This window comes from Bradyrhizobium sp. Rc3b, assembly GCF_900114915.1.
In the GTDB taxonomy this organism is placed as follows: Bacteria; Pseudomonadota; Alphaproteobacteria; order Rhizobiales; family Xanthobacteraceae; genus Bradyrhizobium.
In genome coordinates, this window is record NZ_FOUS01000004.1 from 114,943 (window position 1) to 141,139 (window position 26,197).

The window sequence follows — 26,197 nt, forward strand, 5'->3', positions numbered from 1 at the left end:
CGCCATGCGCTTCCTGTTCAAGACCGACTATGAGGACGACATCAAGCTGTTCCCGCATTCGGGCTATCTGGTCTCGTACGGCATCCTGCTCGTACTGCTGCTGATCGCGCCCTATGTGCTCTCCAGCTATTTGATGAGCCAGCTCGTCTTCGTCTGCATCTATGCGATCGTCGGCGTCGCGCTGCTGATCCTGACCGGCTTTACCGGCCAGGCCTCACTCGGTCACGCCGCGTTCCTCGCCATCGGGGCCTACACGGCGGCATATTTGCAGAAGTACAACGTGCCGTTCCCGGTTTACTTCCTCGCCGCCGGAGGTTTGACCGGCATCATCGGTGCGATGGTCGGCTTTCCCGCTTTGCGCCTGACCGGCATCTACCTCGTCATCGCCACCATCTCCTTTGCCCTGATCGTCGAGGAGATCCTGGCGCGCTGGGAAAGCGTCACCCACGGCAACGAGGGTATGCGGGTGAAGACGTTGTCGCTGCTCGGCGTCACCGTCCCGCGCGACAGCCCCACCTTCTATTTCCTCTGCCTCTCGGTGCTGGTGCTGACCATCGTCGGCACGCTCAACCTGCTGCGTTCGCCGACGGGCCGCGCCTTCGTCGCGATCCGCGACAGCGAGACGGCGGCGCGCAGCATGGGCGTCAATGTCGCGCTCTATAAGGTGAAGTCCTTTGCGATCTCGGCGGCAATCACCGGCTTTGCCGGCGTGCTGTTCGCGCACAAGCTCTCCTTCATCTCGCCGGAGATGTTCACGCTCCAGCTCTCGATCGAGTTCATCATCGTGATCCTGATCGGCGGTACCTTCAGCCTGCACGGCGCGGTGCTCGGCGCGATCTTCATCGTGATGATCGATCCGTTCCTGACCTATCTGAAGGACGACATGCCCGGTATGATCGCTGGGATCGCCGCGACGTTCGGCGCCGGCCCGGCCACCGCCGGCAACATCCAGTCGAAGGTCGCGGCCTTCGCCTCGCTCAACGGCCTCAAGGGCGCGATCTACGGCATCATCATCGTGCTGTTCGTGTTGTTCGAGCCGCTCGGTCTCTACGGCCGCTGGCTGAAGATAAAACTCTTCTTCCAGCTGTTCCCGCTCTACAAGCGCGCCACCTTCAAGCGGCAGAAGATCTACGTGAAGTCGGAGCGGAACCGATGAGCTATTTCCGCGCCGAGAATCTGTCGCTGCATTTCGGGGGACTCAAGGCCGTCGATGCGGTGTCCTTCGCGGTCGAGAAGGGCGAGATCCTCTCGATCATCGGGCCGAACGGTGCGGGCAAAAGCTCGATCTTCAACCTGATCTCGCGGATCTACCGGCCGACCTCGGGCCGCATCTTCTTCGAGGATCAGGATATCACCGAAGAGCCGCCCTACGACATCGCCAAGCTCGGCATCGCCCGCACCTTCCAGAACATCGAGCTGTTCGAGAATGCGACCGTGCTGTCCAACCTGCTGGTCGGCCGCCATCGGCATTCGACCACGCAGCTCTGGCAGGAGCTTTTGTTCCTGCCGAGCGTGCGCGCCAACGAGAAAGTCCATCGCCGCAGGGTCGAGCAGGTCATCGAATTCCTCGACCTCGAACCCTATCGCGACAAGCTGATCTCGGGCCTGCCTTACGGCGTGCGCAAGGTGATCGAGCTGGCGCGCGCGCTGTGCTCGGAGCCGAAGCTGATCCTGCTCGACGAGCCATCGTCCGGCCTCAATGTCGAGGAAACCGACGACATGTCGTTCTGGATCCGCGACATGAAGAGCGAGCTCGGCGTCACCGTATTGATGGTCGAGCACGACATGTCGCTGGTCAACCGCGTCTCCGATCGCGTCATCGCGCTCAACTACGGCCGCGTGCTGGCGATGGGGTCGCCCGCCGAAGTCCAGCAGCATCCCGACGTCGTCGCTGCGTATCTGGGAGCTTGACGCATGGTTGCCGCCGTCACGCCCGAAATCATCTTAAAACTCTCCAACATCGAGAGCTATTACGGGCCGATCATGGCGATCCGCGGCATCTCGCTGGAAGTGCCGCGCGGCCGCATCGTCACCCTGCTGGGGGCCAATGGCGCCGGCAAGACCACGGTGCTGAAGACCATCTCGGGCATTCTCGACCCACAGAAGGGCTCGATCGAATTCCTGGGCAAGCCGATCCAGCGCATGGAGGCCGACCGGATCGTGCGGCTCGGCCTCAGCCATGTGCCGGAGGGACGCGAGGTGTTTCCGTTCCTGTCCGTGCGCGAGAACCTGATGATGGGGGCCTATCCGCGCAAGGACCGCGCCGGCGTCGCGGAGGATCTCGAGCGCGTCTATGGTTACTTTCCGCGGCTGAAGGAGCGCATCAACCAGCCGGCCGGCCAGCTCTCGGGCGGCGAGCAGCAGATGCTGGCGATCGGCCGCGCCCTGATGAACCGGCCGACGCTGCTGCTGCTCGACGAGCCGTCGCTCGGCCTGTCGCCGCTGCTGGTGAAGGAGATCTTCACCATCATCCGCCGCGTCAACGAGGAGCAGGGCATGTCGATCCTGCTGGTCGAGCAGAACGCCAAGGTGGCGCTGGAGACGGCGCATTACGGCTACGTGCTGGAGATCGGCCGTATCGTGATGAACGACACCTGCGACCGCTTGATGCATTCCCAGGACATCCAAGAGTTCTACCTTGGCGCCAAGGAAGCGGGCGCGCGGGGCGAGCGGCGCTGGAAAAAGAAGAAGACGTGGCGGTGAGGAAGAGCTGGCAGTAAGATGAGCTTGCCATCCGCACTCAAGACCGCCGGCAAGGCAGGCAGCGGAGGCAGGCGACAAGGAGGAGACGTGCATGGCCCGACCGGCGGTGCTGACGGTCGCTGATACGATCGCGAAGAGCTTCTTGCGCGCTGCGGAGACGCGGGGCGATCGGCCGGCCATCCGCGAGAAGAAATTCGGCATCTGGCAGCCGACAAGCTGGCGCGAATGGCTGGCGATATCGAAAGAGATCGCCTACGCGCTTCACGCCTCCGGCTTCATGCCCGGCGACGTCGCCTCCATCATCGCCAATGCCGTGCCGGAATGGGTCCATGCCGACATGGGCATCCTGTGCGCCGGCGGCGTCGCTTCGGGCATCTACCCGACCGACGCGTCGTCCCAGGTCGAGTATCTCATCAACGATTCCCGGACCAAAGTGATCTTCGCCGAGGACGAGGAGCAGCTCGACAAGATCCTCGCCTGCCGCTCGCGCTGCGCGAGCCTGCAGAAGATCATCGTGTTCGATATGGAGGGCCTCAGCGGCTTCTCCGACGACATGGTGATGTCGCTCGACGAGTTTCGCGCGCTCGGCCGCAATCACATGGTCGGCCGCGAGGCGCTGTGGCAGGAGATGCTCGACAGCCGCGGCGCCGGCGATCTCGCGATCCTGGTCTATACCTCCGGCACCACCGGTCCCCCCAAGGGCGCGATGCATGCCAACCGCAGCGTCACGCACCAGATGCGTCACGCCAACGACTTCATCCCGGCGCAGGAGGACGAGGACAGGCTGATCTTCCTGCCGCTGTGCCACGTCGCCGAACGCATCGGCGGCTACTACATCTCGGTCGCACTCGGCTCGGTGATGAATTTCGCCGAGAGCCCGGAAACCGTGCCGGACAATTTGCGCGAGGTGCAGCCGACCGTCTTCCTCGCGGTCCCACGCATCTGGGAAAAATTCTACTCCGCCATCACCATCGCGCTGAAGGATGCGACCCCGCTGCAGCAATGGGTCTATCGCCGCGCCATCGGCATCGGCTACCGCATGGTCGATTACCGGATCGAAGGCAAGCCGCCGCCGCTGTCGTTGCACCTCGCAAGCCGGATCGCCTACCGGCTCGCATTCCGCAACATCCGCCGCATGATCGGGCTCGATCGCTGCCGCGTCGCCTTCACCGGCGCAGCGCCGATCGCGCCGGAGCTGATCCGCTGGTATCTCGCGCTCGGCATCGACATGCACGAGCTCTACGGCCAGACCGAGAATTGCGGTGTCGCCACCATGATGCCGGCGGAGCGGATCAAGCTCGGTTCGGTCGGCACCGCCGTGCCCTGGGGCGAGGTCACGCTGTCGCCCGAGGGTGAGATCCTGATCAAGGGCGACTTCCTGTTCATGGGTTACCTGAACCAGCCGGAGAAGACCGCCGAGACAATCGATCAGCGCGGCTGGCTGCACACCGGCGACGTCGGCACCATCGACAATGAAGGCTTTGTCCGCATCACCGACCGGATGAAGGACATCATCATCACCTCCGGCGGCAAGAACATCACGCCGTCCGAGATCGAGAACCAACTCAAATTCTCGCCCTACATCTCCGATGCGGTCGTGATCGGCGACAAGCGGCCGTATCTGACCTGCCTCGTGATGATCGACCAGGAGAACGTCGAGAAGTTCGCCCAGGACCACGACATTCCCTTCACCAATTACGCGAGCCTGTGCCGGGCGACCGAGATTCAGGACCTGATCGGGCGCGAGATCGAGCAGGTCAACGGCAATTTTGCCCGCGTCGAGACCATCAAGAAGTTCTACCTGATCGAACGCCAGCTCACACCGGAGGACGAGGAGCTGACGCCGACCATGAAGCTGAAGCGCGGCTTCGTGAACAAGCGCTACGCCGCCGAGATCGAGGCGATGTATCGCGAGCGCGCGGTTGCTTGAGCAAGATCCGGAGGATCATGCTCAAGAGAGATGGATTTGAGAAAACGGCGAAGGCTTGAGAGGCCCGATCCTTCGCTCAACACGGGCCACTGAAGGAGGACTGCAATGTCGAAATCGCTGAAGGCGCTGGGCCTGGCGGTGAGCGCCCTTGCGCTGACCTGTCTGCCGGCCGCCGCTCAAACCAAGGTCACCAATGAAGGCATCTCGGCATCCGAGATCGTCATCGGCACGCATCAGGACCTGTCGGGCCCGATCAAGGGCTGGGGCGTGCCGGTCTCCAACGGCATGAAGATGGCGGTCGAGGAGATCAACGCGGCGGGCGGTGTCCAGGGTCGCAAGATCAAGCTTGTCGTCGAGGATAGCGGCTACGATCCGAAGAAAGCTGTGCTGGCTTCGCAAAAGCTGATCGAGCGCGACAAGATTTTCGCGATGGTGGGACCAATGGGATCGCCGACCGTGCTCGCTGCGCAGGATATCCTGCTCGACGCCGGCGTGCTTCAGCTCTTCCCGCTGACGGCGGCCGAGTTCACCTTCAAGTTCGATGCGGCCAAGCCGCAGGAGCGGCTGAAGTTCAACAACCTCCTGCCCTATGTCGAGAGCACGCGCGCAGCGCTCAAATACATGATTGAGGCAAAGAATTTCAAGAAGCCGTGCATCATGCATCAGGACGACGAGTACGGAAAAAACGTGCTCGATGGTTTTAACCAACAGCTCGCCGCCATGAAGGTGCAGCCGGCCTCGATCACGAGCTACAAGCGCGGCGCCTCCGACTTCTCGGCGCAGGTCGCCAAGATGAAGTCCGACGGCTGCGACCTCGTCGTGCTCGGCGCGGTCCTCCGTGAGCCTATCGGCACGATGACCGAGGCCAGGAAGCTCGGCTGGGAGGTCACCTTCCTCGGTGCCACGCCCGTCAACGTGCTCGAAGTGCCGGCGCTCGGCAAGGAAGTGGTGGAAGGGCTGTATGCCGCTTCGAACTTCGAAATCCCCTACGAAGACACCGCGAAGGGAAAGGTGAAGGACTGGCTCGTCAATTACAAGAAGATGTTCAACGCCGACGCCAATACGCAGGCGATCATCGGCTACAATGCGGTGATGACGTTCGCGCATTATGCCAACAAGGCTGGCAAGGATCTCACTGGCCAGAAGATGCTCGACGCGCTGGAGTCCGGCGACAAGTTCCAGGATATCTTCAATTCGCCGCCGACCGTGTTCTCGAAGACCAACCATCTCGCCACCACCGTCACCCAGGTGCAGCAGGTGAAGAACGGCCGTTGGGTGCTGGTGAAGGACAATCTGATGTTTTGATGAAGGGCGGCTCTCGCGACACGACCGGTGCACCCTCTTCCCTTGCGGGAGAGGGTGGATCGCCGCAAAGCGGCGAGCCGGGTGAGGGGTCTCTATCCTCACGAATAGCCTAGCGAGCGGAAAAACAACTCATCCGGCGCCAGAGCCGAAGCTTGGCTTCGGCGTTTTCTCCCGCAAGAGGAGAAGGAAGAAGCTCGCCAAGCTGAGCGAAACTCAAGATCCCCCGCTCGCCGTCCCCGAATTCACCGGTGCCAACTCGTCCTCGCGGCAGCGCCAGCCGTCGGCGGCTTTGACGAACGCAAAAGTGCGCTGGATCCTCAGGCGGCGCGTCACGTTGAAGGCTTCTGCCGAACGCTCCTTGTTGGCGGCGCTCGGCTGCGGGAGGCCGGTCCTGGCGTCCCAGCAGGTACCGGTGCAGCTGGATGCGACCTTGCTGCACATGGTGAAGGGCGCCAGCACCGCCATTTCGATTTCGCCGGTGACCTGCGCCTCCTGTTCGGTCACCTGGCTGTCGAGCGCGTAGACGCGGTTGATGCGGAGGAAGCTGCCGCACGAATTGGCCGCATGGATCCGCGCCGCGCAGAAGTCGACCGCGTCGGTGTCGGGGATGCGGGCCGCGACCTGCCGGCCGAACACCTTTCTGGGGTCGCCCTTTGCCGTGCGGATCTCGTCGGCCTTGTGCTTTAGATGGTCGGAGAGACAATCCTCTGCGGATTCGAGCTCCTGGAGCGGCACGTTCTCCTTGCCGACCAAATTGCATTTGCGATCGCGCTCTCGTGTCCACCTGCCATATTCAGCGAAGGCAAAGCGCGCTGCGGTCGGGTCCAGCTTGCCGATCAGGCCGAGCACCTGGCCATTGAGCTCCGTTTCGGCGAGTGCCAGCGACGGGTCCGCACAGATCACCGCGCCCGCCGCGGTGTTGGCGGCAAGGCAGTCGAAATCCGGATCGCGCAGGATCGCGGCGCGCTCCTCTGTCACCTTGAGCAGGCACGCCTTTACCCGCTCGAAATCGTCGGGGCGGATCGCGGTCTGGCCGACGATGCCGCAGCCGAGATTGCGCTGGCGGATCCAGATCGCATTCTCCTCGATCGCGGGAAGGCGATCGGGCAGGCGGGCGAGCCGCGCCTCGATCGCGGTGTTCAGCTTCTCGGCGGCGGCGGCAAGCGTGGCATCACCGCAGAACAATTGATTGCCGGGGTCGCGAATCTGCTGGCAGTTGTTCTTGGCGAACAGCGGCAGCCGATCGGCGATGGAGCGGTCGGACTGCGCTGACGCGGGTGAGGCGAGCGCCAGCAACGCAATCACAGTCAGCACGATGAACCGCATTCCCGTCGCCCCCGCAAAGCCGTGGCTATGCTAGCCGTCCGGATCGCGTGGTGGAATGGGTTTTTGGTGAACCGAGGTTCGTAGCCCGGCTGAAGCGTAATCCGGGATTCGAGCGATAAGCGACCGCGCCCCGGATTTCGCTGCGCTCCATCCGGACTACAAGATGGCTCAGCGCGCCTCGACGGCCATCATCGAGACCTGCATCGGTTCGTCGACATATTTCATCACGGCCGACCGATGAAGCGCGAACAGCGGCTGGTAGCTCCGCGCAGCGTCGTCCTCGACCATCGCCATGCGGCGGTTGTCGAGCATCAGCCAGCGGCCATCGAGGCGCGCGGCGACAACCGCATGCTCCTCGCCGGCCCTGACGTCGCGCACCACGACGATGCGGAGATCCTCGGCGGCCACGCCCGCCAGCCGCAGCGCGGCCAGCTTGGCGATGGCATAGTCCTCGCAATCTCCGGCGCCGCGCGCGAAGGTCGCCAGCGGCGAGCTCCAGACGTCGTCGATGCCGTCATTGGCGGGCCGGATGGCAAGGTTGATGGCGCGGTTGGTCTCACCAAGCCGGGCGCGGCCATCGCGGGCGCGGGCCTGGTCGACGATGGCAAGCAGCTTCAGGGCCGCGGGCGAAGCGCAATTGTCGCGGTCACCGTCGCATAGCGCGAGCTGCACCATGTCGCCGTCGAGCTTGTCCTTCAGCAGGAGCCATTTCTGTTGCAGGCTGCCGGCGGAGATGGCGAAGGCGAACACGCCGAACGGCTCGGCGGATTTGCGCACGAGTAGGCCTGCGCCCGGCGACAGCAGCGTGCCGGCGCGAAGCTCGGCGGCCGACCCACACAGGACCAATCCGCACAGGACAAGGATTGCGCGCCAGGCGCGCGAGCGAGCAGCGGTCTCCATCTGACATCCCCTTCCGGCTTCGGTCCAAGTCCCCCTCGACCTGAACGCGCCGGGCTTTGTTGCTTTCGCGGAGATAGTGCGAGACAGGCTGTTTTGTTCTGCTTAACGCGCCCGGCTGGGGTTCCAAATCCGGGGAACAGGCTGAAACAGGCCCGTCCAAATTGCGTAAAATTTTACGATTCGCCGGCTAGGAGGTGTCAGTCTGCCGCGAAATCGAGCCAATTGCAGACACAGGTTGTGGCAGTGCCGAATCTGGGTCCTATGGCTAACGACCCCCCTATTTCATGGGGTTCTGTTAGTTAGGTCACAGATTTAAGTGCGTATTTGCCGCAGGATGCTGCGGGACCTCGCGAAGGTAAGATGACGCAAGTATCTGCTCTTTGACTATACGGCAGGTTACTTTGGATGACTGGAAATGCGCGGAAACAGGCCGAATTCGACTTCCGAATATTTAAAAGGTTACTTTCGCTTCTCTGGAGCGACGCCAAGACGTGGGGTTTCCTGGGGCCAAGTGATGCGAAATCACACAAGCAATAGATGGTATCGCTAAGGACTTGCTAATGCTATGCAAGCTTAGGCGGTCGATACTTACTTAAATTTTAACCCTTTTTACGGTGCCCGGTTGAACTACGCTGGCCAATTTGACGCCGCGATTGCTTTGGATGGCCAGGGTTCCCGCTCGCCCGGCGGTGCCCATGTCGATTCCTTTACGGCGAAGGCGCACGGTTACGTGCCTGAGGGCGCGTTCGTTGTTCCCGACCCCAACCTGATCTTCAACGGCGAATTCAAGCGTGCCGGTCTCGATCTCGTGCTGTCCCACGAGGGGCACGAATTCGTCGTTCACGATTATTTCAGGGGCGAAAAGCGTGCCGCGCTCGCCTCGCCCGACGGCGCCCATCTCACTGGCGAAATCGTCAACGCGCTTACGGGTCATGTCCAGGTTGCTCAGGCCGCGCCCGGCGGCGCGGCCGCAGCCCAGGTCATCGGCCACGTCACCAAGCTCGTGGGCAGCGCGACCGCGATCCGCAACGGCGTCTCGGTCATCCTGAACAACGGCGACAACGTCGAGAAGGGTGACGTGGTCTCGACCGGCGCGGATTCCACGCTCGGCATCACCTTCATCGACGGCACCGTGTTCGGCCTGTCCTCGAATGCGCGGATGGTGTTGAACGAGATGGTCTACGACCCCAACGGGTCGAGCAATTCCTCGCTGCTGAGCCTCGTCGCCGGCACCATCACCTTCGTCGCCGGCGAGACCGCCAAGCACGGTGACATGAAGATCGACACGCCGGTTGCCACCATGGGCATCCGCGGCACCGCCGTGCTGACCCAGATCAACTTCGTCGTTCCCGCCGGTGGCGGCGATCCGCAGCCGCAGGCGAGCTTCCAGGTGCTGGTCGAACCGAACGGCACGACGGGCTCCTACATCCTGTTCGACAAGGTCACGCTGCTGCCGATCGCGACGGTCAACCAGGCCGGCCAGATGATCCAGATCAGCGGCGGCAACGTCTCGATCTCCAATGCGCTGATGTCGCCGGATGTTCAGAAGCTGATCACGGACGTGTTCACGCTGAAGTTCACCGACAACAACACCAACACCAAGCTGACCACGAACTTCACCGACACGCTCACGCCGATGAGCCTGGACGTGGTGTTCAAGTCGGGGGGCGGCGCCGTCGCGACCGCGACATTCGTCAATCTCAATCCGCAGGGATCGGAGGCGCCCAGCACGTCCACGCCGCCCATCGTGCGTATCCCCGGCCAGCCGATTGTGCAGAGCTTCGACGCCGGCGGCAATGTGAAGTCGGCGTTCGCGCTGACCGAGCGTGCTGACACCACCGGCGACACGCATTCCGATACGATTTCCGGCCTGATCAGATTCGTCGATCAAAACCTCGGCGACCGGCCGACGGTGAGCATCAGCCTCGCCGAAGCGCCGAACTATGTCTACAAGGACGTCGGCCAGCACGACGTCACCGGCTCGCTCTCGGCGCTCCAGAAGCAGGACATCGCGGCGACCCAGATCCAGATCAACGTCGCCCCCGACGCCGGCAACAATAACAACGGCTCGGCGGTCTGGACGTACACGATCCCGGACAAAGTCTTCGACTTCCTCGCGGCCGGCGAAACGCTGACGCTGACCTATATGGTCCGCGTCGACACTAATTTCGCAGTCAATCCCGAGTCCAAGTTCATCCCGATCACCATCACGGTCACGGGAACGAACGACAAGCCCACCGTCGCGACGTTGGGCGGAACCGTCATCGAGAAGGTCGGGACCGGCAACGAGACTCTGGATACCATCACGGGCACTGTCACCTTCACCGACGTCGATCTGACCGACCGCCCGATCGTGAGCGCGGCGCTCTCGTCGACCCAGCCGTTCAAATATCTCGATGCGCAAGGCCACGACATCACGTCGACGCTGACGCCGCAGCAGCTCGCGGCGATCGCCGCCGTCGAGGTGCCGCTGACCGTGGTACAGGGCGCGGGAAACAGCAATAACGGTTCGGCCACCTGGACCTACAGCGTTCCCGACCATCTGTTCGATTTCCTCGCCAAAGGCGAGAAGCTGACCCTCAACTACGTGGTGCAAGTCGATGACGGGCACGGCGGTGTCGTCAGCACGCCGGTTACCGTGTCCATCGACGGTGCGGACGTCAATGTCGAGGGCACCAACGACGTGCCGACGATCGTCGAAGATCTGACCACGCCGACCGGTGCGGTGACCGAGGATACGGCGGCCACGCTCGCCGCCAACGGCACCATCACATTCAACGAGCCTGATCTCACGGACACCCACACCGCGAGTTTTTCGCTGAAGTCGACGATTTCGAGCGCGCATCTGCCGGGCTTCAGCGACGGCACCTCGCATATCGGCACGTTCAGCCTCGGCTCAGTGAATGAAAGCCCGGGCGCCAGCTCCCGCGGGTCAGTGGGCTGGACCTTCACGCTCGACGACAACGACCCGGTGCTGCAGTCGCTGGCGGAAGGGCAGACCATCACGCAGGTCTATACTGTCAGGATCGACGACCATCACGGTGGGACCGTCACGCGGGACGTCACGGTCGTCATCACCGGCAAGAACGACGCGCCGACCGTGACCAGCGGTGCCGCGGCGGCGACAGGTCATGTCGTCGAGGACGCGGGCCTGACGCTGTCGATCGACGGCACGCTGGCGATTCAAGACCTCGATCTGATCGACACCCATGCGGCGCAGGCGGTGTTCAAGTCGTCGTCCATCAGCTCGGCTCTGCCGGGCTTCGATGCCGACAGCACGCACATCGGCACGTTCACGATCGATCAGTCGGTGCTGGAGTACAATACCGACACGAGCAATGGCGCGACGCTGGGTTGGCATTTCAGCCTCGACAACAGCAATGCAATGCTGCAGTCGCTGGCGCAGGGCCAGACCATCACGCAGGTCTATACCGTTACGTTCGACGATCATCATGGCGGTATCGTCAGCCAAGACGTCACCGTCACGATCACGGGCGTCAATGATGCACCGACGATCACGAGCGATGCCGCCGCAGCGACGGGCGCGGTGACCGAGGATGAGTGCGCCTCGCTCACGGCGGACGGCACGCTGGCGATCCAGGATCTGGACCTGACCGACACCCACACGGCGGCATGGTCGTTCAAATCTTCGTCCGTCAGCTCGGACCTGCCGGGCTTCGGAGCCAGCTCGCATATCGGCACCTTCACGATCGATGCGGTGTCCGAATCCGGCAGCGACAACGACGACGGCGCGACACTGGGCTGGCATTTCACGCTCGACAACAGCGACCCCGTGCTGCAGTCGCTGGCGGAAGGGCAGACCATCACCCAGGTCTACACCGTTACGCTCGACGACCAGCATGGCGGCAAGATCAGCCAGGACGTGACCGTCACCATCACCGGCACCAACGATGCGCCGGCGGTGTCCTATGTCACGTCGGACTACATGAACTTCGACGGCCAGACCATCGCGGTCGGCGAGGTGCCGACCGTCGCGTCCGATGGGGTTACGCTGGATGGCTGGGTAAACTGGAACGGAGGCGCTGCGCCCGACGGCCAGGTCCTGTTCTACAACGGCAATACCTCGACAGCCGGCTTCGGTCTTATCGGTACCGTCGTCAGCGGCAATCTGGAGATCGAAATTCTCGAGGGAGGCGTCGATATCCTGGATACCGGCTTCGCGCTCACTGCAGGGCAATGGCATAACCTCGCCTTGACGCGCGATCAGGGTACCTTCACGCTTTTTGTCGATGGGAACGCCGTCTACTCCCACAGTGGAGGCGTGAACGCGGTCGGCAGCGGCCAGGATCCGTCCTACATGATGATCGGGGCCGCAAGCGACAGGTACGCCCCCGGCTTCGGGGCGCAGGGCTTCACCGGCTCGATCGCCGATGTCAGCGTCTGGACCACCGCGCTGACGCAAGCTCAGATCCAGTCGATCGACTTCACCGCGCTCACCGGCAACGAGGCCAATCTGGCCGCGTATTACCAGCTCGCCGACGGCGGTGGGACCACGGCCTCCAATGCGGTCAACCCCGCCAAGAGCCTCGCCATCGCGGGCGATGCGGACTGGGCAAGCAGCACCTCCGGGCCGGGCGGCGCCGTTGCCGATTTGGTGGAAACCAATGCCGGCCAGCTTGCGCATGGCGTGCTGGTGGTCTCCGACGTCGATGCGACCGATCACGTCACGGTGGCGGTCAGCGAGGTACAGGTTACGCTCGACGGCGTGCTGCAAACGGGCAGCGTCGGCGGGTTGTCGAATGCCGACCTCCTCGCGGATCTCACTGTCCCCTCGGGTGATATCCTCGACGGCACCGCGACTCATACGCAGTTCACCTGGACCTTCAATTCGCACGGGCAGGCGTTCGATTTCCTCGCCGCCGGCCAGACGCTGTCGCTGCAATACACGATCGTTCCGTCGGATGCCGAGGGCGCTGGCACGAGCGCAGTCGTTACCGTCAACATCGCCGGCAGCAACGACGCGCCGACGCTGGCCGATCGCCACATCGGACCGCTCGAGGATACGACGGCCGACGACACCTTCTGCGATCTGACCGGGACGTTGGCGGGCAACGATGTCGATACCGGCGAGACGGCGACGCTGACCTATGCCGTCATCAACGCGGATCACCATGCGGCGACGACAGCTGGCGGACTCTACGGGACGCTGACGGTCAATCCCGATGGCAGCTACAGCTACGTTCCGAACGCCGCCGCGATCAACGCGCTGGCCGACGGCTCCTACGCGGATATTTTCACGGTCCAGACCACAGATGTGCACGGTGCAACCGGCACGGCCACGCTCACCGTGGACGTGACCGGCGCGGACGAGAGCGACGCTCCGGTGATCGACGTCGACCAGATTTACGTCACGCAGGAAGGCGACATGGTGTTCGTCCATGGCATCACCGTCGCCGACGCCGACGCTGCTCCCGATGAAACCTTCATACTCACTGCGGCGGCGGATTCGGGCACATATGTGGAGCCAGCATCGACGTCCGATACCTTGGCGAGCGTCAATTCGGCCCTTCAATATCTGACATACGCCGAGCCGAGCCCAGGTGGGACTGCGACGGATAAGCTGGCGATCACCGTCACCGACAGCCACGGTGCGAGCGATACGGTCAACCTGATCTTCAATCTGGCCGAACAAGGCCCGGTGACCCTCGCCAGCACAGATGGCAAGGATGTGTTGTTCGGGACGGGCTATCAGGATCAATTCGTGTTCGCGGCCAATTCGAATCGCGACATCATTCTGGATTTCACGCACAATCAGGACCACATCGACCTGTCGGCCGTCGTGACCACCGCCAGCGTGTCCGACTGGATGGCTCAGCACGTGGCTGCGTCTGGAACGGATACTTTGATCACGCTCGATGCGGCGAACACCATCCTCGTCAAGGGTGTCAGTCTTCAGGCGAGCGACTTCATAGTGCATTCCTGACACCCCTGGGCGAAGCCGATCGTTGGCACACCAGGTCGGAGCTGCCGCTCGTCGTCAAAGCGTGATATTCCACCAGCATGAAACGTCTCAAGATCCTGCGACGGTGGTTTGCGCGAAAGTTCGGCTTTGCGCGGCTGATGTGCCTTGCGCTGCTGGTCGTGTTCGCCGGCGCGCGGCTGTGGGACCCGCCGCCGATCCAGGAATTGCGGCTGCGCACCTTCGACATGTTCCAGCTGATCGATCCTCGCCATAAGACGGCGCGGCCGGTTACCATCGTCGACATCGACGACAAGAGCCTCGCCAGGCTCGGACAATGGCCGTGGCCGCGCACGCGCATCGCCGACCTGATCCAGAACCTCACCAACAATGGCGCGGTGGCGATCGGCTTCGACGTCGTGTTCTCGGAACCCGACCGGCTCAACCCGGACCTGGTCGCGAGCCACATGCGCTATCTGGACGATGCCACCCGCGCCAAGCTGCGCGAGCTACCGAGCAACGACCAGATTCTCTCCGATGCGATCAAGCGCTCGCGCGTGGTGCTGGGCGAGACGGGGCTTCCCGAGGTTTTGACCGAGCTTGATAAATCACTTCCGCTCACGGGGGTGGCGACCGTCGGCGAGGAGGGCGCCGAACGCTTCCTGTTCGAATTTCCAGGCTTGCTGCGCAACGTGCCGATCATCGAGAGGGTTGCTGCCGGCCGCGGCCTGTTTTCGATCAGGAAAGAGCGGGACGGGTTCATCCGCCGCGTGCCGATGATCATGCGCGCCCAGGGCAACATCATGCCCTCGCTCAGCCTCGAGATCCTGCGGGTCGTCACGGGCACGCCGACGCTGCTGGTCAGGACCGACAAGACCGGCGTGCGGGCCGTGCGCCTCAAGGGCGTCGAGATCCCCACTGACAAGAACGGCCAGTTCTGGGTGCACTACGCCCGCCGGGATCCCTCGATCTACGTCTCCGCGGCCGACGTGCTCGACAACAGCGCGTCGCCGAGCAAATTCGCCGGCAAGCTGGTACTAGTCGGGACCTCCGCGGCCGGGCTCAACGACATCAAGACCACGCCGGTATCCTCGACCATGCCGGGCGTGGAGATCCACGCCCAGGTGCTGGAGAGCGTGCTGAGCGGCGCGGCGATCTCGCAGCCAAATTACGCACTCGGCGTCGAGCTGCTCGCCGCGCTCATCATCGGCCTGCTGGTGATCATATTCACGCCGAATCTCGGACCGGTGCGCCTGGTGCTTGCGGGTGGGGCCTTCGCCGCGATCCTGGTCGGCGTATCCTGGTTCTTCTACGCACAATACCGCTATCTCATCGACTTCACCTACCCGTTGCTGTCGACCACCGCAGTCTACCTGACGCTGATCTTTGCGAGCTTCGTGCGCGAACAGCGGCAGCGCGTGCAGATTCGCGGGCAATTTGCGCAATACATGTCGCCGGTGCTGGTCGAGCAACTCGTGCAATCGCCGGAGAAGCTCGTGCTCGGCGGCGAGGAGCGCGAGATGACGATCATGTTCTCCGATGTGCGCGGCTTCACGACGATCTCGGAGAGCTACAAGCACGATCCACAAGGGCTCATCGAGCTGATGAACCGCTTCCTGACGCCGCTGACCGACGTCATCATCGAGCGGAAGGGCTACATCGACAAATATATGGGCGACGCCATCATGGCGTTCTGGAACGCGCCACTCGACGATGCCGAGCACCAGATCAACGCCTGTGAGGCCGCGATCCAGATGCTGGAGCAGATCGACACGGTCAACAAGGAGCGCGAGCAGGAAGCCGCCGAGGGCGGCCGCGTCTACATCCCGCTCAATGTCGGCATCGGCCTCAACACCGGCATCGGCGTGGTCGGCAACATGGGCTCCGACCTGAAGAAGAACTACTCGGTGCTCGGCGACAGCGTGAACCTGGCATCGCGCCTCGAAGGGCAAACCAAGGAATACGGCTTTCCCATCATCGTCGGCTCTCGCACCGCGCTCGCCGCCAAGGACAGGTTCGCGATCCTCGAGCTCGACTTCATCATGGTCAAGGGCAAGACCGAGCCGGAGGTGATCTACGCCATCGCCGGGCGCGAGGACGTCATGCATTCCGGCGCCTTCCAGCGCCTGCGCAACATCACCATCGAGATGCTCGGCTGCTACCGCGGCCGCGACTGGCAGGGCGCACTCGATGCGATCGAACGCGGCCGTCACAGCGAAGACGCCGATACGCTGGAGAAGCTGTTCAGGCTCTACGAGGCGAGGATCAAGGATTTCCAGCTCAACCCGCCGCCGGAAGGCTGGACCGGGGCCTATGCGCTGCTGACGAAGTAGTGGGTGCGGGGCTCCGCTGGGGCCTCAACGATGGTGTCGTCCCTGCGAACGCAGGGACCCATAGCCACGGGGAGCGGTTACGGCGCGAACCGGCAACTCCGAGTCGTCGACAAACTACTCCCTGTGGTTATGGGTCCCGAGTCTGCGCTGCGCTTGCCCGGGACGACAGCCGTGTTGGACGCGGCGGTGTGCCCGAAGCAAAAACTCTCGTAGGGTGGACAAAGGCGCGCAGCGCCGTGCCCAGGATCTTGCTGGCAAATGGAGAAATGGTGGGCACGCTACGCTTTGCCCACCCTGCGACACCTGTGTTCCCCTCACTCCATCCCGATGGTCGTCAGATCCTGAAACCAGTGCTGGGCCTGCACGAACTGCTTGATCTTCGGCGACAGCGCGTGCGGGTTGGTATCGTGCACGACCCAGACCAGCGCGGCGTCGTCCACGATCAGCGCGTGCGCCTGCGCCAGCAGCTCGTCCTGCTTGGCGCTGTCGAACGTCTGCTTGGCCTCGTCTATCAGAGCATCCACCTCCGGATTCTTGTAGCCGCCCCAGTTGACGCCGACCGGCGCGATCTGGCCCGAATGGAAGAAGCGAACGATAGCGTAAAGCGGGTCTGACGTGACGTAGGCGATGTTGTTGGCGGTGATGCCGGCATTGATCTCGTCGGCCGCGCCCTTGCGCCAGTGCGTGTAGAGCGTCTCGAGCTCGACCACCTTGAAGTCGATGTCGATGCCGATCTCTTTAAAACTCTGCTGCAGGAATTCGTTCATCGGCAGCGACAGCATCTGGCCGGTGCCTCCTTGCGCGATGATGAAGGTGGCCTTCAGTGGCTTGGCCTTGGAGTAGCCGGCCTCCTCGACCAGCTTCTTCGCTGCAGCCAGATCGTATTTCAGCTCGAAGCCCGGCTTGCCGAACCACGGGCTCGACGGGTCGACCTGGCCCTTGGCAGGCTTGGCAAGGCCATTCATCAGCCCGACCACGGCGTCACGGTCGATCGCGAGGTTCAGCGCCTTGCGCAGGCGGATGTCGGTCCAGGGCGAGCCCGGCAGCACGCTGAGATGATAATTCCAGACATGCGGTGTGACGTTGTCGACGAGCTTCATGCCGGCCGCTTTCAGTTGCGGCACGGCATCCGGCGCCGGCGTCTCGATCAGATCGACCTGTCCCGCAAGCAGCGCGTTGGTGCGGGTCAGTGCTTCCGGCATCGGCACCAGCACGATCTTGTCGGCCTTCGGGATGCGCTTCTTATTCCAGTAGTCCGGGTTCTTGCTGAGTTCTGCGAGCTCGCGCGGCACCAGCTTGGTCAGCTTGAACGGGCCGGTGCCGGAGGGCTGGCTGGCGAACTTGTCCCAATCCTTGCCGAGCTTGTCGTACTGCGCAGGGCTCGACACCAGAAACCACAGCATCTGATAGGGGAAGAAGGAGTCGACCGTCTTCGTGGTGATCTCCACGGTGAAATCGTCGACCTTGGCGTAGCTTGCAACGGAGGGAAGGCGGGTCTTCACCTGCGCGCTCTGCCGTTTGTCGAATTGCGGCGCCTTGTCGTTGAGCACCTTGTCCAGATTCCAGATCACGGCGTCGGCGTTGAACTCGCTGCCGTCGTGAAACTTGACGCCCTTGCGAAGCGTGAAGCGCCATTTGGTCTTGTCTGCATCATCCACCTTCCACTCGGTGGCGAGCCCCGGCACCAGCTTGCCAGGCCGGTCGGCGACATCCATCTCCCAGGCGACCAAGGGATCGTAGATCGTGTAAGCCGTGAACTGATAGGCGCCGGCGCCGCGATCGGGCTGACCCGTGGTGAGCGGAATGTCGGCCATCGAGATGCCGTAGCGCACCACCGTTTCGGCGCGCGCCGAGATTGCGGACAACGCCAGCGCAAGCACGGCGAGACAAATCGATAGACGAACACGCATGGCCCAAAGCTCCCAGGGGATTTCGGGACCGAACTTGCAATCTTGATGCCAGAATAGGCAGCGCGGCGCGTGCACCCGCCTGCGGCCTACAAGGACTTGTCGTCGCAGGGCCAAATCGCAGAATAAGTTTCTCTTTGGCATAGCCATTGCATACGATTGCATCAAAAATAGTCATCGAAGCCGGAAAAGGATTGAGGCGATGCTTACTAAGAAGAAGAAGAACACGCGCGCGGCATTGATCGCGGTGCTCGCTCTAACGACGGCGGCCGCATGGCCGCGTGAGGCCAGTGCCGAAACCGTGCTGCGCATCGGCATGACCGCTGCCGATATTCCGCGCACGTTGGGCCAGCCGGATCAGGGTTTCGAAGGCAACCGCTTCACCGGCCTCACCATGTACGACGCGCTGACCGGCTGGGACCTGTCCTCCGCGGAGAAGGCGAGCGTGGTGATTCCCGGCCTTGCCACCGAGTGGAAGGTCGACGATGCCGACAAGACCAAGTGGGTTTTCAAGCTGCGCCCTGGCGTGACCTTCCATGATGGCTCCCCGTTCAATGCGGATGCGGTGGTGTGGAACGTCGAGAAGGTGCTGAAGCAGGACGCGCCGCAATTCGACGCCAGCCAGGTCGGCGTCACGGCCTCGCGCATGCCGACGCTGGCCTCTGCGAAGAAGATCGACGACATGACCGTCGAGCTCACCACCAAGGAGCCCGACAGCTTCCTGCCGATCAACCTGACCAATCTCTTCATGGCGAGCCCGGCGAAGTGGCAGCATTTCTACGACAAGGCCGAAGGCGCCGACGCCAAGGCCAAATCGCAGGCGGCGTGGACAGCCTTCGCCAAGGACGCCGCAGGCACCGGCCCGTGGAAAATGGCGAGCTTCACGCCGCGCGAGCGGCTCGAGCTCGTGAAGAACGCGAGCTATTGGGACAAGGCGCGCGTGCCCAAGGTCGACAAGATGGTGCTGCTGCCGATGCCGGAGGCCAACGCACGCACCGCGGCGCTGCTCTCCGGGCAGGTCGACTGGGTCGAGGCGCCGGCTCCGGACGCGCTGCCCGAGCTGAAGCAGCGCGGCTTCAAGCTCTACGCCAACGAGCAGCCGCATGTCTGGCCGTGGCAGTTCTCCCGCGTCGAGGGGTCGCCCTGGAACGACATCCGCGTGCGCAAGGCCGCCAACCTTTGCGTCGATCGCGAAGGCCTCAAGGACGGCCTGCTCGCCGGCCTGATGGTGCCGGCGACCGGCACCTTCGAGCCCGGCCATCCCTGGCGCGGCAAGCCGAGCTTCGAGATCAAGTATGACAAGGCGGCTGCACAAAAGCTGATGCAGGAGGCCGGCTTCGGCCCCAACAAGAAGCTGACGGTGAAGACGCAGACCTCCGCCTCGGGTTCGGGCCAGATGCAGCCCTTGCCGATGAACGAGTATCTCCAGCAGGCCCTTGCCGAATGCTATTTCGATGTGCAGCTCGACGTCATCGAATGGAATACGCTGTTCACCAACTGGCGCCGCGGCGCCAAGGATCCGTCGGCCAACGGTTCGCACGCGACCAACGTGACCTATGCGGCGATGGATCCGTTCTTCGCGCTGGTGCGCTTCCTGCAATCGGGCATGGCGCCGCCGGTCTCGAACAATTGGGGTTTCATCAACAATCCCAAGTTCGACGAGCTGGTGAAGAAGGCCCGCCAGACCTTCGATCCCGCCGCGCGTGACGCCGCGCTCGCCGAGCTGCACGCGGCCTCCGTCGACGATGCCGCCTTCCTGTACGTCGCCCACGACGTCGGCCCCCGCGCGATGAGCCCGAAGGTGACCGGCGTCGTGCAGCCGAAGAGCTGGTTCATCGACTTCTCGCTGGTGTCGATGAAGTAGTTCGCACCACACGAACAGTGCACCCTCTCCCCTTGTGGGAAAGGGTGGCTTCGCGACAGCGAAGCCGGGTGAGGGATCTCTCTCCGCGAGTGGCCCTTTCCCTCATCCGATAACGCTGTATCCGCGGGTAGAACCCCTCATCCGGCGCCGTAGCCGAAGCTTCGCTTCGGCGTCGACTTAAAAACGGCCGCCGGAGGCGGCCTATGCCACCTTCTCCCACAAGGGGAGAAGGAAGAAAGAACCAAACGTGCTCGCCTATATCGCCAGACGCATCGTCTACGTCGTTCCGATCGTCATCAGCGTCGCGCTGGTGTGTTTTCTGCTCGTGCACATCACGCCGGGTGATCCGCTGGTCGCGGTGCTGCCGGCCGATGCCTCGCAGGAGCTCGCCGCGCAGCTCCGTTCCGCCTATGGTTTTGATCGCCCGCTGCCGGTGCAGTTCGGCTTGTGGCTGATGCGCGCGCTGCACGGCGATCTCGGCAATTCCATCGCGACGGGGCGCCCCGTGCTCGCCGAAGTCATGCGCGCCGTCAGCAATACCGTCACGCTGGCGATTGCCGCCGCCATCATCGGCTTCACCATGGGCATCCTGCTCGGCCTGATCGCCGGCTACTTCCGCGAGACCTGGATCGACAAGGTCGCGACGTCCTTTGCCATTGCGGGCGTCTCCGTGCCGCACTACTGGCTCGGCATGGTGATGGTCATCATCTTCTCGGTGCAGCTGAACTGGCTGCCCGCGGTCGGCGCCGGGCCCGGCGGCTCCGCCACCTGGGCCTGGGACTGGGCACACCTGCAATACCTCGTGCTGCCCGCGATCACGACATCGGTAATTCCCATGGGCATCGTCACCCGCACCGTGCGCGCGCTGACCGGCGACATCCTGAGCCAGGATTTCGTCGAGGCCTTGCGCGCCAAAGGTCTGCACGAGCGCGGCGTGTTCCGCCACGTCATCAAGAACGCCGCGCCCACCGCGCTCGCGGTAATGGGGCTGCAATTGGGTTACATGCTCGGCGGCTCGATTCTGATCGAGACCGTGTTCTCCTGGCCGGGCTCGGGCTTCCTGCTCAACTCGGCGATCTTCCAGCGCGATCTGCCGCTGCTGCAGGGCACGATCCTGATCCTGGCGCTGTTCTTCGTCTTCCTCAATCTCATGGTCGACATCGCGCAAGCCGCGATCGATCCGCGCATCAAGCGGGGCTGATAATGAGTTCAGCTGTCGCCACGCAAAAGGTGCTCCTCCTCTCCCGCTTGCGGGGGAGGGGCGGGGTGGGGGTGTCTCCGCAATCGAGGACCCCCAAGAGGAGAGAACCCTCACCCGGCGCGCGGGACGATGCTTCGCATCGCCCGGAGCGCCGACCTCTCCCGCAAGCGGGAGAGGTGCACCACCTCCTTGGCTCGCATCGATCGTACCAACGACTGGGAGCCAGCCAATGAGCGAGCTTCCGTTGTCCGCCACCGCCGATGCCGCGCTGCAGGCCGCGCCCGCGACCAAGGCGCGGGGTTATTGGGCGACCGTCGGCCGCCGCATCCGGCGCGACAAGGTCAGCATGGCCTGCGCGCTGGTGTTGCTGCTGATCTTCCTGTCGGCGATCCTCGCGCCCTGGCTGGGTCTGGAAGATCCCTACAAGGGCTCCATGATCCGCCGCCTGCGCCACATCGGCACCGTTAGCTACCCGCTCGGCACCGACGAGCTCGGCCGCGACATGCTGGCGCGGCTGATCTATGGCGGGCGGCTGTCGCTGGTCATCGGCATTCTGCCCGTGATCCTTGCCTTCTGCATCGGCACCTCGCTCGGCCTCGTCGCCGGCTATGTCGGCGGCAGGCTCAACACCGCGATCATGCGCACGATCGACGTGTTCTACGCCTTTCCTTCGGTGCTGCTGGCGATTGCGATCTCCGGCGCGCTGGGGGCCGGCATCCTCAATTCCATCGTGTCGTTGACCGTCGTGTTCGTGCCGCAGATCACCCGCGTCGCCGAAAGCGTCACCACAGGCGTGCGCAACATGGACTTCGTCGAGGCCGCGCGTGCCTCGGGCGCCGGACCCATCACCATCATGCGCGTGCACATCCTCGGCAACGTGCTTGGCGCGATCTTCGTCTATGCCACCAGCCTGATCTCGGTCTCGATGATCCTCGCCGCCGGTCTCTCCTTCCTCGGTCTCGGCACAAAACCGCCGGAGCCGGAATGGGGCCTGATGCTCAACACATTACGCACCGCGATCTACGTCAATCCCTGGGTCGCCGCATTGCCGGGCGCTATGATCTTCGCGGTCTCGATCTGCTTCAACCTGCTCTCGGACGGCCTGCGCAGCGCCATGGACATCAGGAACTAGGCCATGAGCGAAACCAACACATCCGTCGAAATGTTGGAGCCGGTCGAAGACCGCGGCGGCGTCGCGCAGCCGCTGCTGCAGGTCAACGGGCTGACCAAGCACTTCCCTGTACGCGGCGGCCTGTTCGCCGCCAAACGCACCGTGCGCGCCGTTGACAACGTCTCCTTCGCCGTTGCCAAGGGCGAGACCGTCGGCATCGTCGGTGAATCCGGCTGCGGCAAGTCCACCACCGCGCGCCTGCTGATGCATCTGATGCCGCGCGACACCGGCGACATCATCTATGACGGCATGACCGTCGGTCAGTCGCTGTCGCTGCGTGAATTGCGCCGCGGCATGCAGATGGTGTTCCAGGACTCGTACGCTTCTCTCAACCCGCGCCTGACGATCGAGGAATCGATCACCTTCGGCCCGAAGGTGCACGGCATGGCCGATGGCGCGGCACGCGCATTGGCGCGCGAGCTGCTCGGCAAGGTGGGCTTGCGCCCGGAGAACTTCGCCAACCGCTATCCGCACGAGATCTCCGGCGGCCAGCGCCAGCGCGTGAATATCGCACGCGCGCTGGCGCTGTCGCCGCGACTTGTGATTTTGGACGAAGCGGTCTCCGCGCTCGACAAATCGGTCGAGGCGCAGGTGCTCAACCTGCTTGCCGATCTCAAGCACGAGTTCGGCCTCACCTATCTGTTCATCAGCCACGACCTCAACGTCGTGCGCTACATCTCGGATCGCGTGCTGGTGATGTATCTCGGCGAAGTCGTCGAGCTCGGCCCGGTCGACCAGGTCTGGGACAGTCCTGCGCATCCCTACACGCGCGCGCTCCTTGCGGCGATGCCGTCGTCCGACCCCGACCGGCGCACCGAGCAGCCGCCGATCACCGGCGATCCGCCCAATCCGATCGACCCGCCCCCGGGCTGCCGCTTCCACACCCGTTGCCCGTTTGCGGAGCCGCTCTGCGCAAATGCGACACCAAAGCTCACCGCGCTCGATAATATGGGCCACGAGACCGCGTGCTACATGGCGATTCCGGGTTCAGGCCATAGCCGCGCGCCCAGGGAGAAGACCGCATGACGAGACCGACACCGAAAGAGATCAAGCCCATCGCGCAAATCGCCGGCGTCCCCGTGGACGACGAGATCGCGACGCGTATCTCCAATTCCATCGGGCCTGCCTTCGAAGGCTTCGCAGCCATTGCCGGCACGCTGCCGTTCGACCTCGAGCCCGCGCTCTATCCGATTGCGCAGACGCAGAAGGTGTCGAAATGAGCGCTGAGCCCGCATTGATGACGCTCACCGAGGTCGCGCGCGCGATCGCGATGAAGCAGCTGTCCTCGCAAGAGGTGACGCGCGCGCTGCTGCAGCGCGTCGCGCAGTGGCAGCCGCATCTCAACGCCTTCATGTCGATCGAGGCCGAGGCTGCATTGAAAGCGGCGGAGGCCGCCGATTCCGAGCTCGCCAAGGGCAATGTCCGTGGTCCCCTGCATGGCGTGCCGCTCGCGCACAAGGACATGTATTACGATGCCGGCCACGTCGCGACCTGCGGCTCGCTGATCCGCCGCGATTTCGTACCGACCGTGACCTCCACGGCGTTGCAGCGGTTGAAGGACGCCGGCCAGGTCCGCCTCGGCACGCTGCATCTGGCCGAATTCGCCTATGGCCCGACCGGGCATAACGCCCATTACGGTCCGGTGCGCAATCCCTGGAACGTCGCGCACATCACCGGCGGCTCGTCGTCGGGCTCCGGCTCGGCGGTGGCCGCGCGGCTGACCTATGCGGCGCTCGGCTCCGACACCGGCGGCTCGATCCGCATGCCCGCGCATTTCTGCGGCGTCACGGGATTGAAGACCACGGTCGGTCGCGTCAGCCGGGCCGGCGCGATGCCGCTATCGCAGTCGCTCGACACCGTCGGCCCTCTCGCCCGCACCGCCGAGGATTGTGCGCTGCTGCTGGCGCTGATGGCCGGCGCGGACCCTGCGGACTCCACCTGCAGCCACGAGCCGCTGTCGGACTATGTCGGCGCGACCAAGGGCTCGCTGAAGGGCCTGAAGATCGGCGTGCCCAGCTCGTTCTATGTCGACGATCTCGATAGCGAGGTCGCGCGCGTGCTGGACGAGACTATCGCCGTGCTCAAGCGCGAGGGCGCCGACATCGTCACGGTTGAGCTGCCGGACCAGCGCCAATTGTCCTCGGCGAGCCAGCTCGTGCTCGCCGCAGAAGCTGCGGCATTCCACAAGCGCTGGATGATCGAGCGTCCGCAGGATTATGGCCCGCAGGTCCTGATGCGGCTGCAGAACGGTCTCGCCGTTCCCGCCATCACCTATCTCGAGGCGATGCGTTGGCGCGGCCCCGCGCTCGCTGCGCACCATGCGGCCACTGCAGGCGTCGATGCGGTGGTCGCACCGGCGTCGCCCGTGCCGGCGCCGACGATCGAAGAGAGCGATGTCGGCGGCGGGCCGAACGCACCGGCCATGGTGCAGCGGCTGACGCTGTTCACCCGCCCGGTCAACTTCCTCGGCCTGCCGTCGCTTACCGTGCCCTCAGGCTTCACGAAGAGCGGCCTGCCGGTCGGCATGCAGCTGATCGGCCGCTCCTTCGACGAAGCGACCCTGCTCACCATCGGCGCCGCCTTCCAGCGCGTCACCGACTATCACGATCGATTGCCGAAACTGCCGTCATGACAAAGCTCGTCGAGATTTCAGGCCTCAACATCCGCTTCACCGGGGAGCGCACGGTCTATGCCGTGAACGATCTCAGTCTCTCGCTGGGTAACAGCGAGGTGTTGGGCCTGCTCGGCGAGTCCGGTTCGGGCAAGAGCGTGACCCTGCGTGCGCTGATGCGGCTGTTGCCGAAGAAGCGCACGCAGATTTCCGGCGCCGTCAACGTCATGGGCCGCGACGTGCTCGCCATGAACGACGAGGAGCTGTCGTCCTTCCGCGGCCAGACCGTGTCGATGATCTTCCAGGAGCCGGCATTGGCGCTGGATCCGGTCTACACCATCGGTGCGCAGATCGCCGAAAGCGTCGTGCGCCACGAGGGCAAAAGCTACGCTGAGGGCAGGGCACGCGCACTCGAAATGCTCGAGGTTGTGCGCATTCCCTCCGCAAAACGCCGGCTCGACGCCTATCCGCACGAGATGTCCGGCGGCATGCGTCAGCGTGCCATGATCGCGCTGGCGCTCGCCTGCCGGCCAAAAATCCTGCTCGCGGACGAGCCGACCACCGCGCTCGATGCCACCGTGCAGATCCAGATCCTGCTCTTGCTGCGCGAGCTGCAGCGCGAGTTCGGCATGTCCGTCATCTTCGTCACCCACGATATCGGCGTCGCCATCGAGATCTGCGACCGTGTCGCGGTGATGTATGCCGGCCAGATCGTGGAGCAGGGCACGCTTCGCGACATCGTCCGCAGCCCGGTGCATCCCTATGCCAAGGGCCTGCTCGCCTCGACGATTCACGGCGCCAAGCGTGGCGCCCGGCTCGAAACCATCCCCGGCACGCCGCCCTCGCTGGCCGAGAAACCCCACAACTGCTCCTTCGCCCCGCGCTGCGCCGTGGCGCAGCCCCGTTGCCTGGAGCAATTGCCTGCCAATGTGCCGGTCGGGCCGGGCCGGGCGGCGCGATGTGTGCTGGCGGAGCAGGCGGCGGCGCTGTCATAATATTCGAGCGGCGCTGCAGCAGCGCTCCTTC

Annotated in this window: 17 protein-coding genes; 14 read left to right on the forward strand and 3 right to left on the reverse strand. The window is 63.8% G+C overall.

What is annotated here, in order from left to right:
- Positions 1–4 precede the first annotated feature (4 nt).
- The 5 genes from BM190_RS10590 to BM190_RS10610 all read left to right on the forward strand — a co-directional run bounded on the left by BM190_RS10590 (position 5) and on the right by BM190_RS10610 (position 5,938).
- On the forward strand, positions 5–1,156 hold the full coding sequence (locus BM190_RS10590) for a branched-chain amino acid ABC transporter permease (protein ID WP_092254186.1): 1,152 nt from the start codon (positions 5–7) through the stop codon (positions 1,154–1,156).
- A complete protein-coding gene (locus tag BM190_RS10595) occupies positions 1,153–1,911 on the forward strand; it encodes an ABC transporter ATP-binding protein (RefSeq protein ID WP_018321346.1) in 759 nt (252 codons plus the stop codon). Before BM190_RS10590 ends, BM190_RS10595 begins: the two co-directional genes overlap by 4 nt.
- Positions 1,912–1,914: 3 nt before the next feature.
- Positions 1,915–2,703, forward strand: a complete 789-nt coding sequence (locus BM190_RS10600; protein ID WP_092254188.1) for an ABC transporter ATP-binding protein — start codon at positions 1,915–1,917, stop codon at positions 2,701–2,703.
- A gap of 91 nt (positions 2,704–2,794) precedes the next feature.
- Positions 2,795–4,633, forward strand: a complete 1,839-nt coding sequence (locus tag BM190_RS10605) for an AMP-dependent synthetase/ligase (protein WP_092254190.1) — start codon at positions 2,795–2,797, stop codon at positions 4,631–4,633.
- 105 nt (positions 4,634–4,738) lie between these two features.
- Positions 4,739–5,938: an ABC transporter substrate-binding protein gene (locus BM190_RS10610; RefSeq protein WP_018321349.1), complete on the forward strand. Its 1,200-nt coding sequence runs from the start codon at positions 4,739–4,741 to the stop codon at positions 5,936–5,938.
- A gap of 213 nt (positions 5,939–6,151) precedes the next feature.
- Here the strand turns inward: BM190_RS10610 and BM190_RS10615 are convergent, their stop codons facing one another.
- Positions 6,152–7,264 (reverse strand): lysozyme inhibitor LprI family protein, encoded by a 1,113-nt coding sequence (locus BM190_RS10615; RefSeq protein ID WP_092254192.1) that lies wholly within the window; start codon positions 7,262–7,264, stop codon positions 6,152–6,154.
- 168 nt (positions 7,265–7,432) lie between these two features.
- The gene (locus BM190_RS10620; RefSeq protein ID WP_092254194.1) at positions 7,433–8,164 is read right to left on the reverse strand and encodes a transglutaminase-like cysteine peptidase; all 732 of its coding nucleotides are present in this window, start codon (positions 8,162–8,164) and stop codon (positions 7,433–7,435) included.
- Between the two features lie 658 nt (positions 8,165–8,822).
- Here BM190_RS10620 and BM190_RS10625 point away from each other — a divergent pair.
- Both BM190_RS10625 and BM190_RS10630 read left to right on the forward strand, forming a co-directional pair.
- Positions 8,823–14,108: a VCBS domain-containing protein gene (locus tag BM190_RS10625; RefSeq protein ID WP_244550633.1), complete on the forward strand. Its 5,286-nt coding sequence runs from the start codon at positions 8,823–8,825 to the stop codon at positions 14,106–14,108.
- Positions 14,109–14,185: 77 nt separating this feature from the next.
- On the forward strand, positions 14,186–16,417 hold the full coding sequence (locus tag BM190_RS10630) for a CHASE2 domain-containing protein (RefSeq protein WP_092254197.1): 2,232 nt from the start codon (positions 14,186–14,188) through the stop codon (positions 16,415–16,417).
- Between the two features lie 314 nt (positions 16,418–16,731).
- Here the strand turns inward: BM190_RS10630 and BM190_RS10635 are convergent, their stop codons facing one another.
- The gene (locus tag BM190_RS10635) at positions 16,732–18,327 is read right to left on the reverse strand and encodes an ABC transporter substrate-binding protein (RefSeq protein WP_177237024.1); all 1,596 of its coding nucleotides are present in this window, start codon (positions 18,325–18,327) and stop codon (positions 16,732–16,734) included.
- A 199-nt stretch (positions 18,328–18,526) separates the two neighbouring features.
- Here BM190_RS10635 and BM190_RS10640 point away from each other — a divergent pair, with 199 nt between their 5' ends.
- The 7 genes from BM190_RS10640 to BM190_RS10670 all read left to right on the forward strand — a co-directional run bounded on the left by BM190_RS10640 (position 18,527) and on the right by BM190_RS10670 (position 26,166).
- Positions 18,527–20,188 carry an ABC transporter substrate-binding protein gene (locus BM190_RS10640; RefSeq protein ID WP_092254201.1) on the forward strand — a complete coding sequence of 554 codons (1,662 nt, stop codon included), beginning with the start codon at positions 18,527–18,529 and terminating at the stop codon, positions 20,186–20,188.
- A gap of 247 nt (positions 20,189–20,435) precedes the next feature.
- Positions 20,436–21,389, forward strand: coding sequence for an ABC transporter permease (locus tag BM190_RS10645; RefSeq protein ID WP_092254203.1), 954 nt, complete (start codon positions 20,436–20,438; stop codon positions 21,387–21,389).
- 229 nt (positions 21,390–21,618) lie between these two features.
- Positions 21,619–22,521: an ABC transporter permease gene (locus BM190_RS10650; RefSeq protein ID WP_092254205.1), complete on the forward strand. Its 903-nt coding sequence runs from the start codon at positions 21,619–21,621 to the stop codon at positions 22,519–22,521.
- 3 nt (positions 22,522–22,524) lie between these two features.
- Complete coding sequence (locus tag BM190_RS10655) at positions 22,525–23,586, forward strand: ABC transporter ATP-binding protein (protein WP_177237025.1); 1,062 nt, start codon at positions 22,525–22,527, stop codon at positions 23,584–23,586.
- Positions 23,583–23,780, forward strand: coding sequence for a hypothetical protein (locus tag BM190_RS10660; RefSeq protein ID WP_018321359.1), 198 nt, complete (start codon positions 23,583–23,585; stop codon positions 23,778–23,780). The genes BM190_RS10655 and BM190_RS10660 overlap by 4 nt, the downstream gene beginning before the upstream one ends.
- On the forward strand, positions 23,777–25,192 hold the full coding sequence (locus BM190_RS10665) for an amidase (RefSeq protein ID WP_092254207.1): 1,416 nt from the start codon (positions 23,777–23,779) through the stop codon (positions 25,190–25,192). Before BM190_RS10660 ends, BM190_RS10665 begins: the two co-directional genes overlap by 4 nt.
- Positions 25,189–26,166, forward strand: a complete 978-nt coding sequence (locus BM190_RS10670; protein WP_018321361.1) for an ABC transporter ATP-binding protein — start codon at positions 25,189–25,191, stop codon at positions 26,164–26,166. The genes BM190_RS10665 and BM190_RS10670 overlap by 4 nt, the downstream gene beginning before the upstream one ends.
- The last annotated feature ends 31 nt before the right edge of the window (positions 26,167–26,197 follow it).

Excerpts from the sequence above, each read along its gene's own strand:
- BM190_RS10590 (WP_092254186.1), top strand. The coding sequence starts at position 5 with ATGCGCTTCCTGTTCAAGACCGACTATGAGGACGACATCAAGCTGTTC.
- BM190_RS10595 (WP_018321346.1), top strand. The coding sequence starts at position 1,153 with ATGAGCTATTTCCGCGCCGAGAATCTGTCGCTGCATTTCGGGGGACTC.
- BM190_RS10600 (WP_092254188.1), top strand. The coding sequence starts at position 1,915 with ATGGTTGCCGCCGTCACGCCCGAAATCATCTTAAAACTCTCCAACATC.
- BM190_RS10605 (WP_092254190.1), top strand. The coding sequence starts at position 2,795 with ATGGCCCGACCGGCGGTGCTGACGGTCGCTGATACGATCGCGAAGAGC.
- BM190_RS10610 (WP_018321349.1), top strand. The coding sequence starts at position 4,739 with ATGTCGAAATCGCTGAAGGCGCTGGGCCTGGCGGTGAGCGCCCTTGCG.
- BM190_RS10615 (WP_092254192.1), bottom strand. The coding sequence starts at position 7,264 with ATGCGGTTCATCGTGCTGACTGTGATTGCGTTGCTGGCGCTCGCCTCA.
- BM190_RS10620 (WP_092254194.1), bottom strand. The coding sequence starts at position 8,164 with ATGGAGACCGCTGCTCGCTCGCGCGCCTGGCGCGCAATCCTTGTCCTG.
- BM190_RS10630 (WP_092254197.1), top strand. The coding sequence starts at position 14,186 with ATGAAACGTCTCAAGATCCTGCGACGGTGGTTTGCGCGAAAGTTCGGC.
- BM190_RS10635 (WP_177237024.1), bottom strand. The coding sequence starts at position 18,327 with ATGCGTGTTCGTCTATCGATTTGTCTCGCCGTGCTTGCGCTGGCGTTG.
- BM190_RS10640 (WP_092254201.1), top strand. The coding sequence starts at position 18,527 with ATGCTTACTAAGAAGAAGAAGAACACGCGCGCGGCATTGATCGCGGTG.
- BM190_RS10650 (WP_092254205.1), top strand. The coding sequence starts at position 21,619 with ATGAGCGAGCTTCCGTTGTCCGCCACCGCCGATGCCGCGCTGCAGGCC.
- BM190_RS10655 (WP_177237025.1), top strand. The coding sequence starts at position 22,525 with ATGAGCGAAACCAACACATCCGTCGAAATGTTGGAGCCGGTCGAAGAC.
- BM190_RS10660 (WP_018321359.1), top strand. The coding sequence starts at position 23,583 with ATGACGAGACCGACACCGAAAGAGATCAAGCCCATCGCGCAAATCGCC.
- BM190_RS10665 (WP_092254207.1), top strand. The coding sequence starts at position 23,777 with ATGAGCGCTGAGCCCGCATTGATGACGCTCACCGAGGTCGCGCGCGCG.
- BM190_RS10670 (WP_018321361.1), top strand. The coding sequence starts at position 25,189 with ATGACAAAGCTCGTCGAGATTTCAGGCCTCAACATCCGCTTCACCGGG.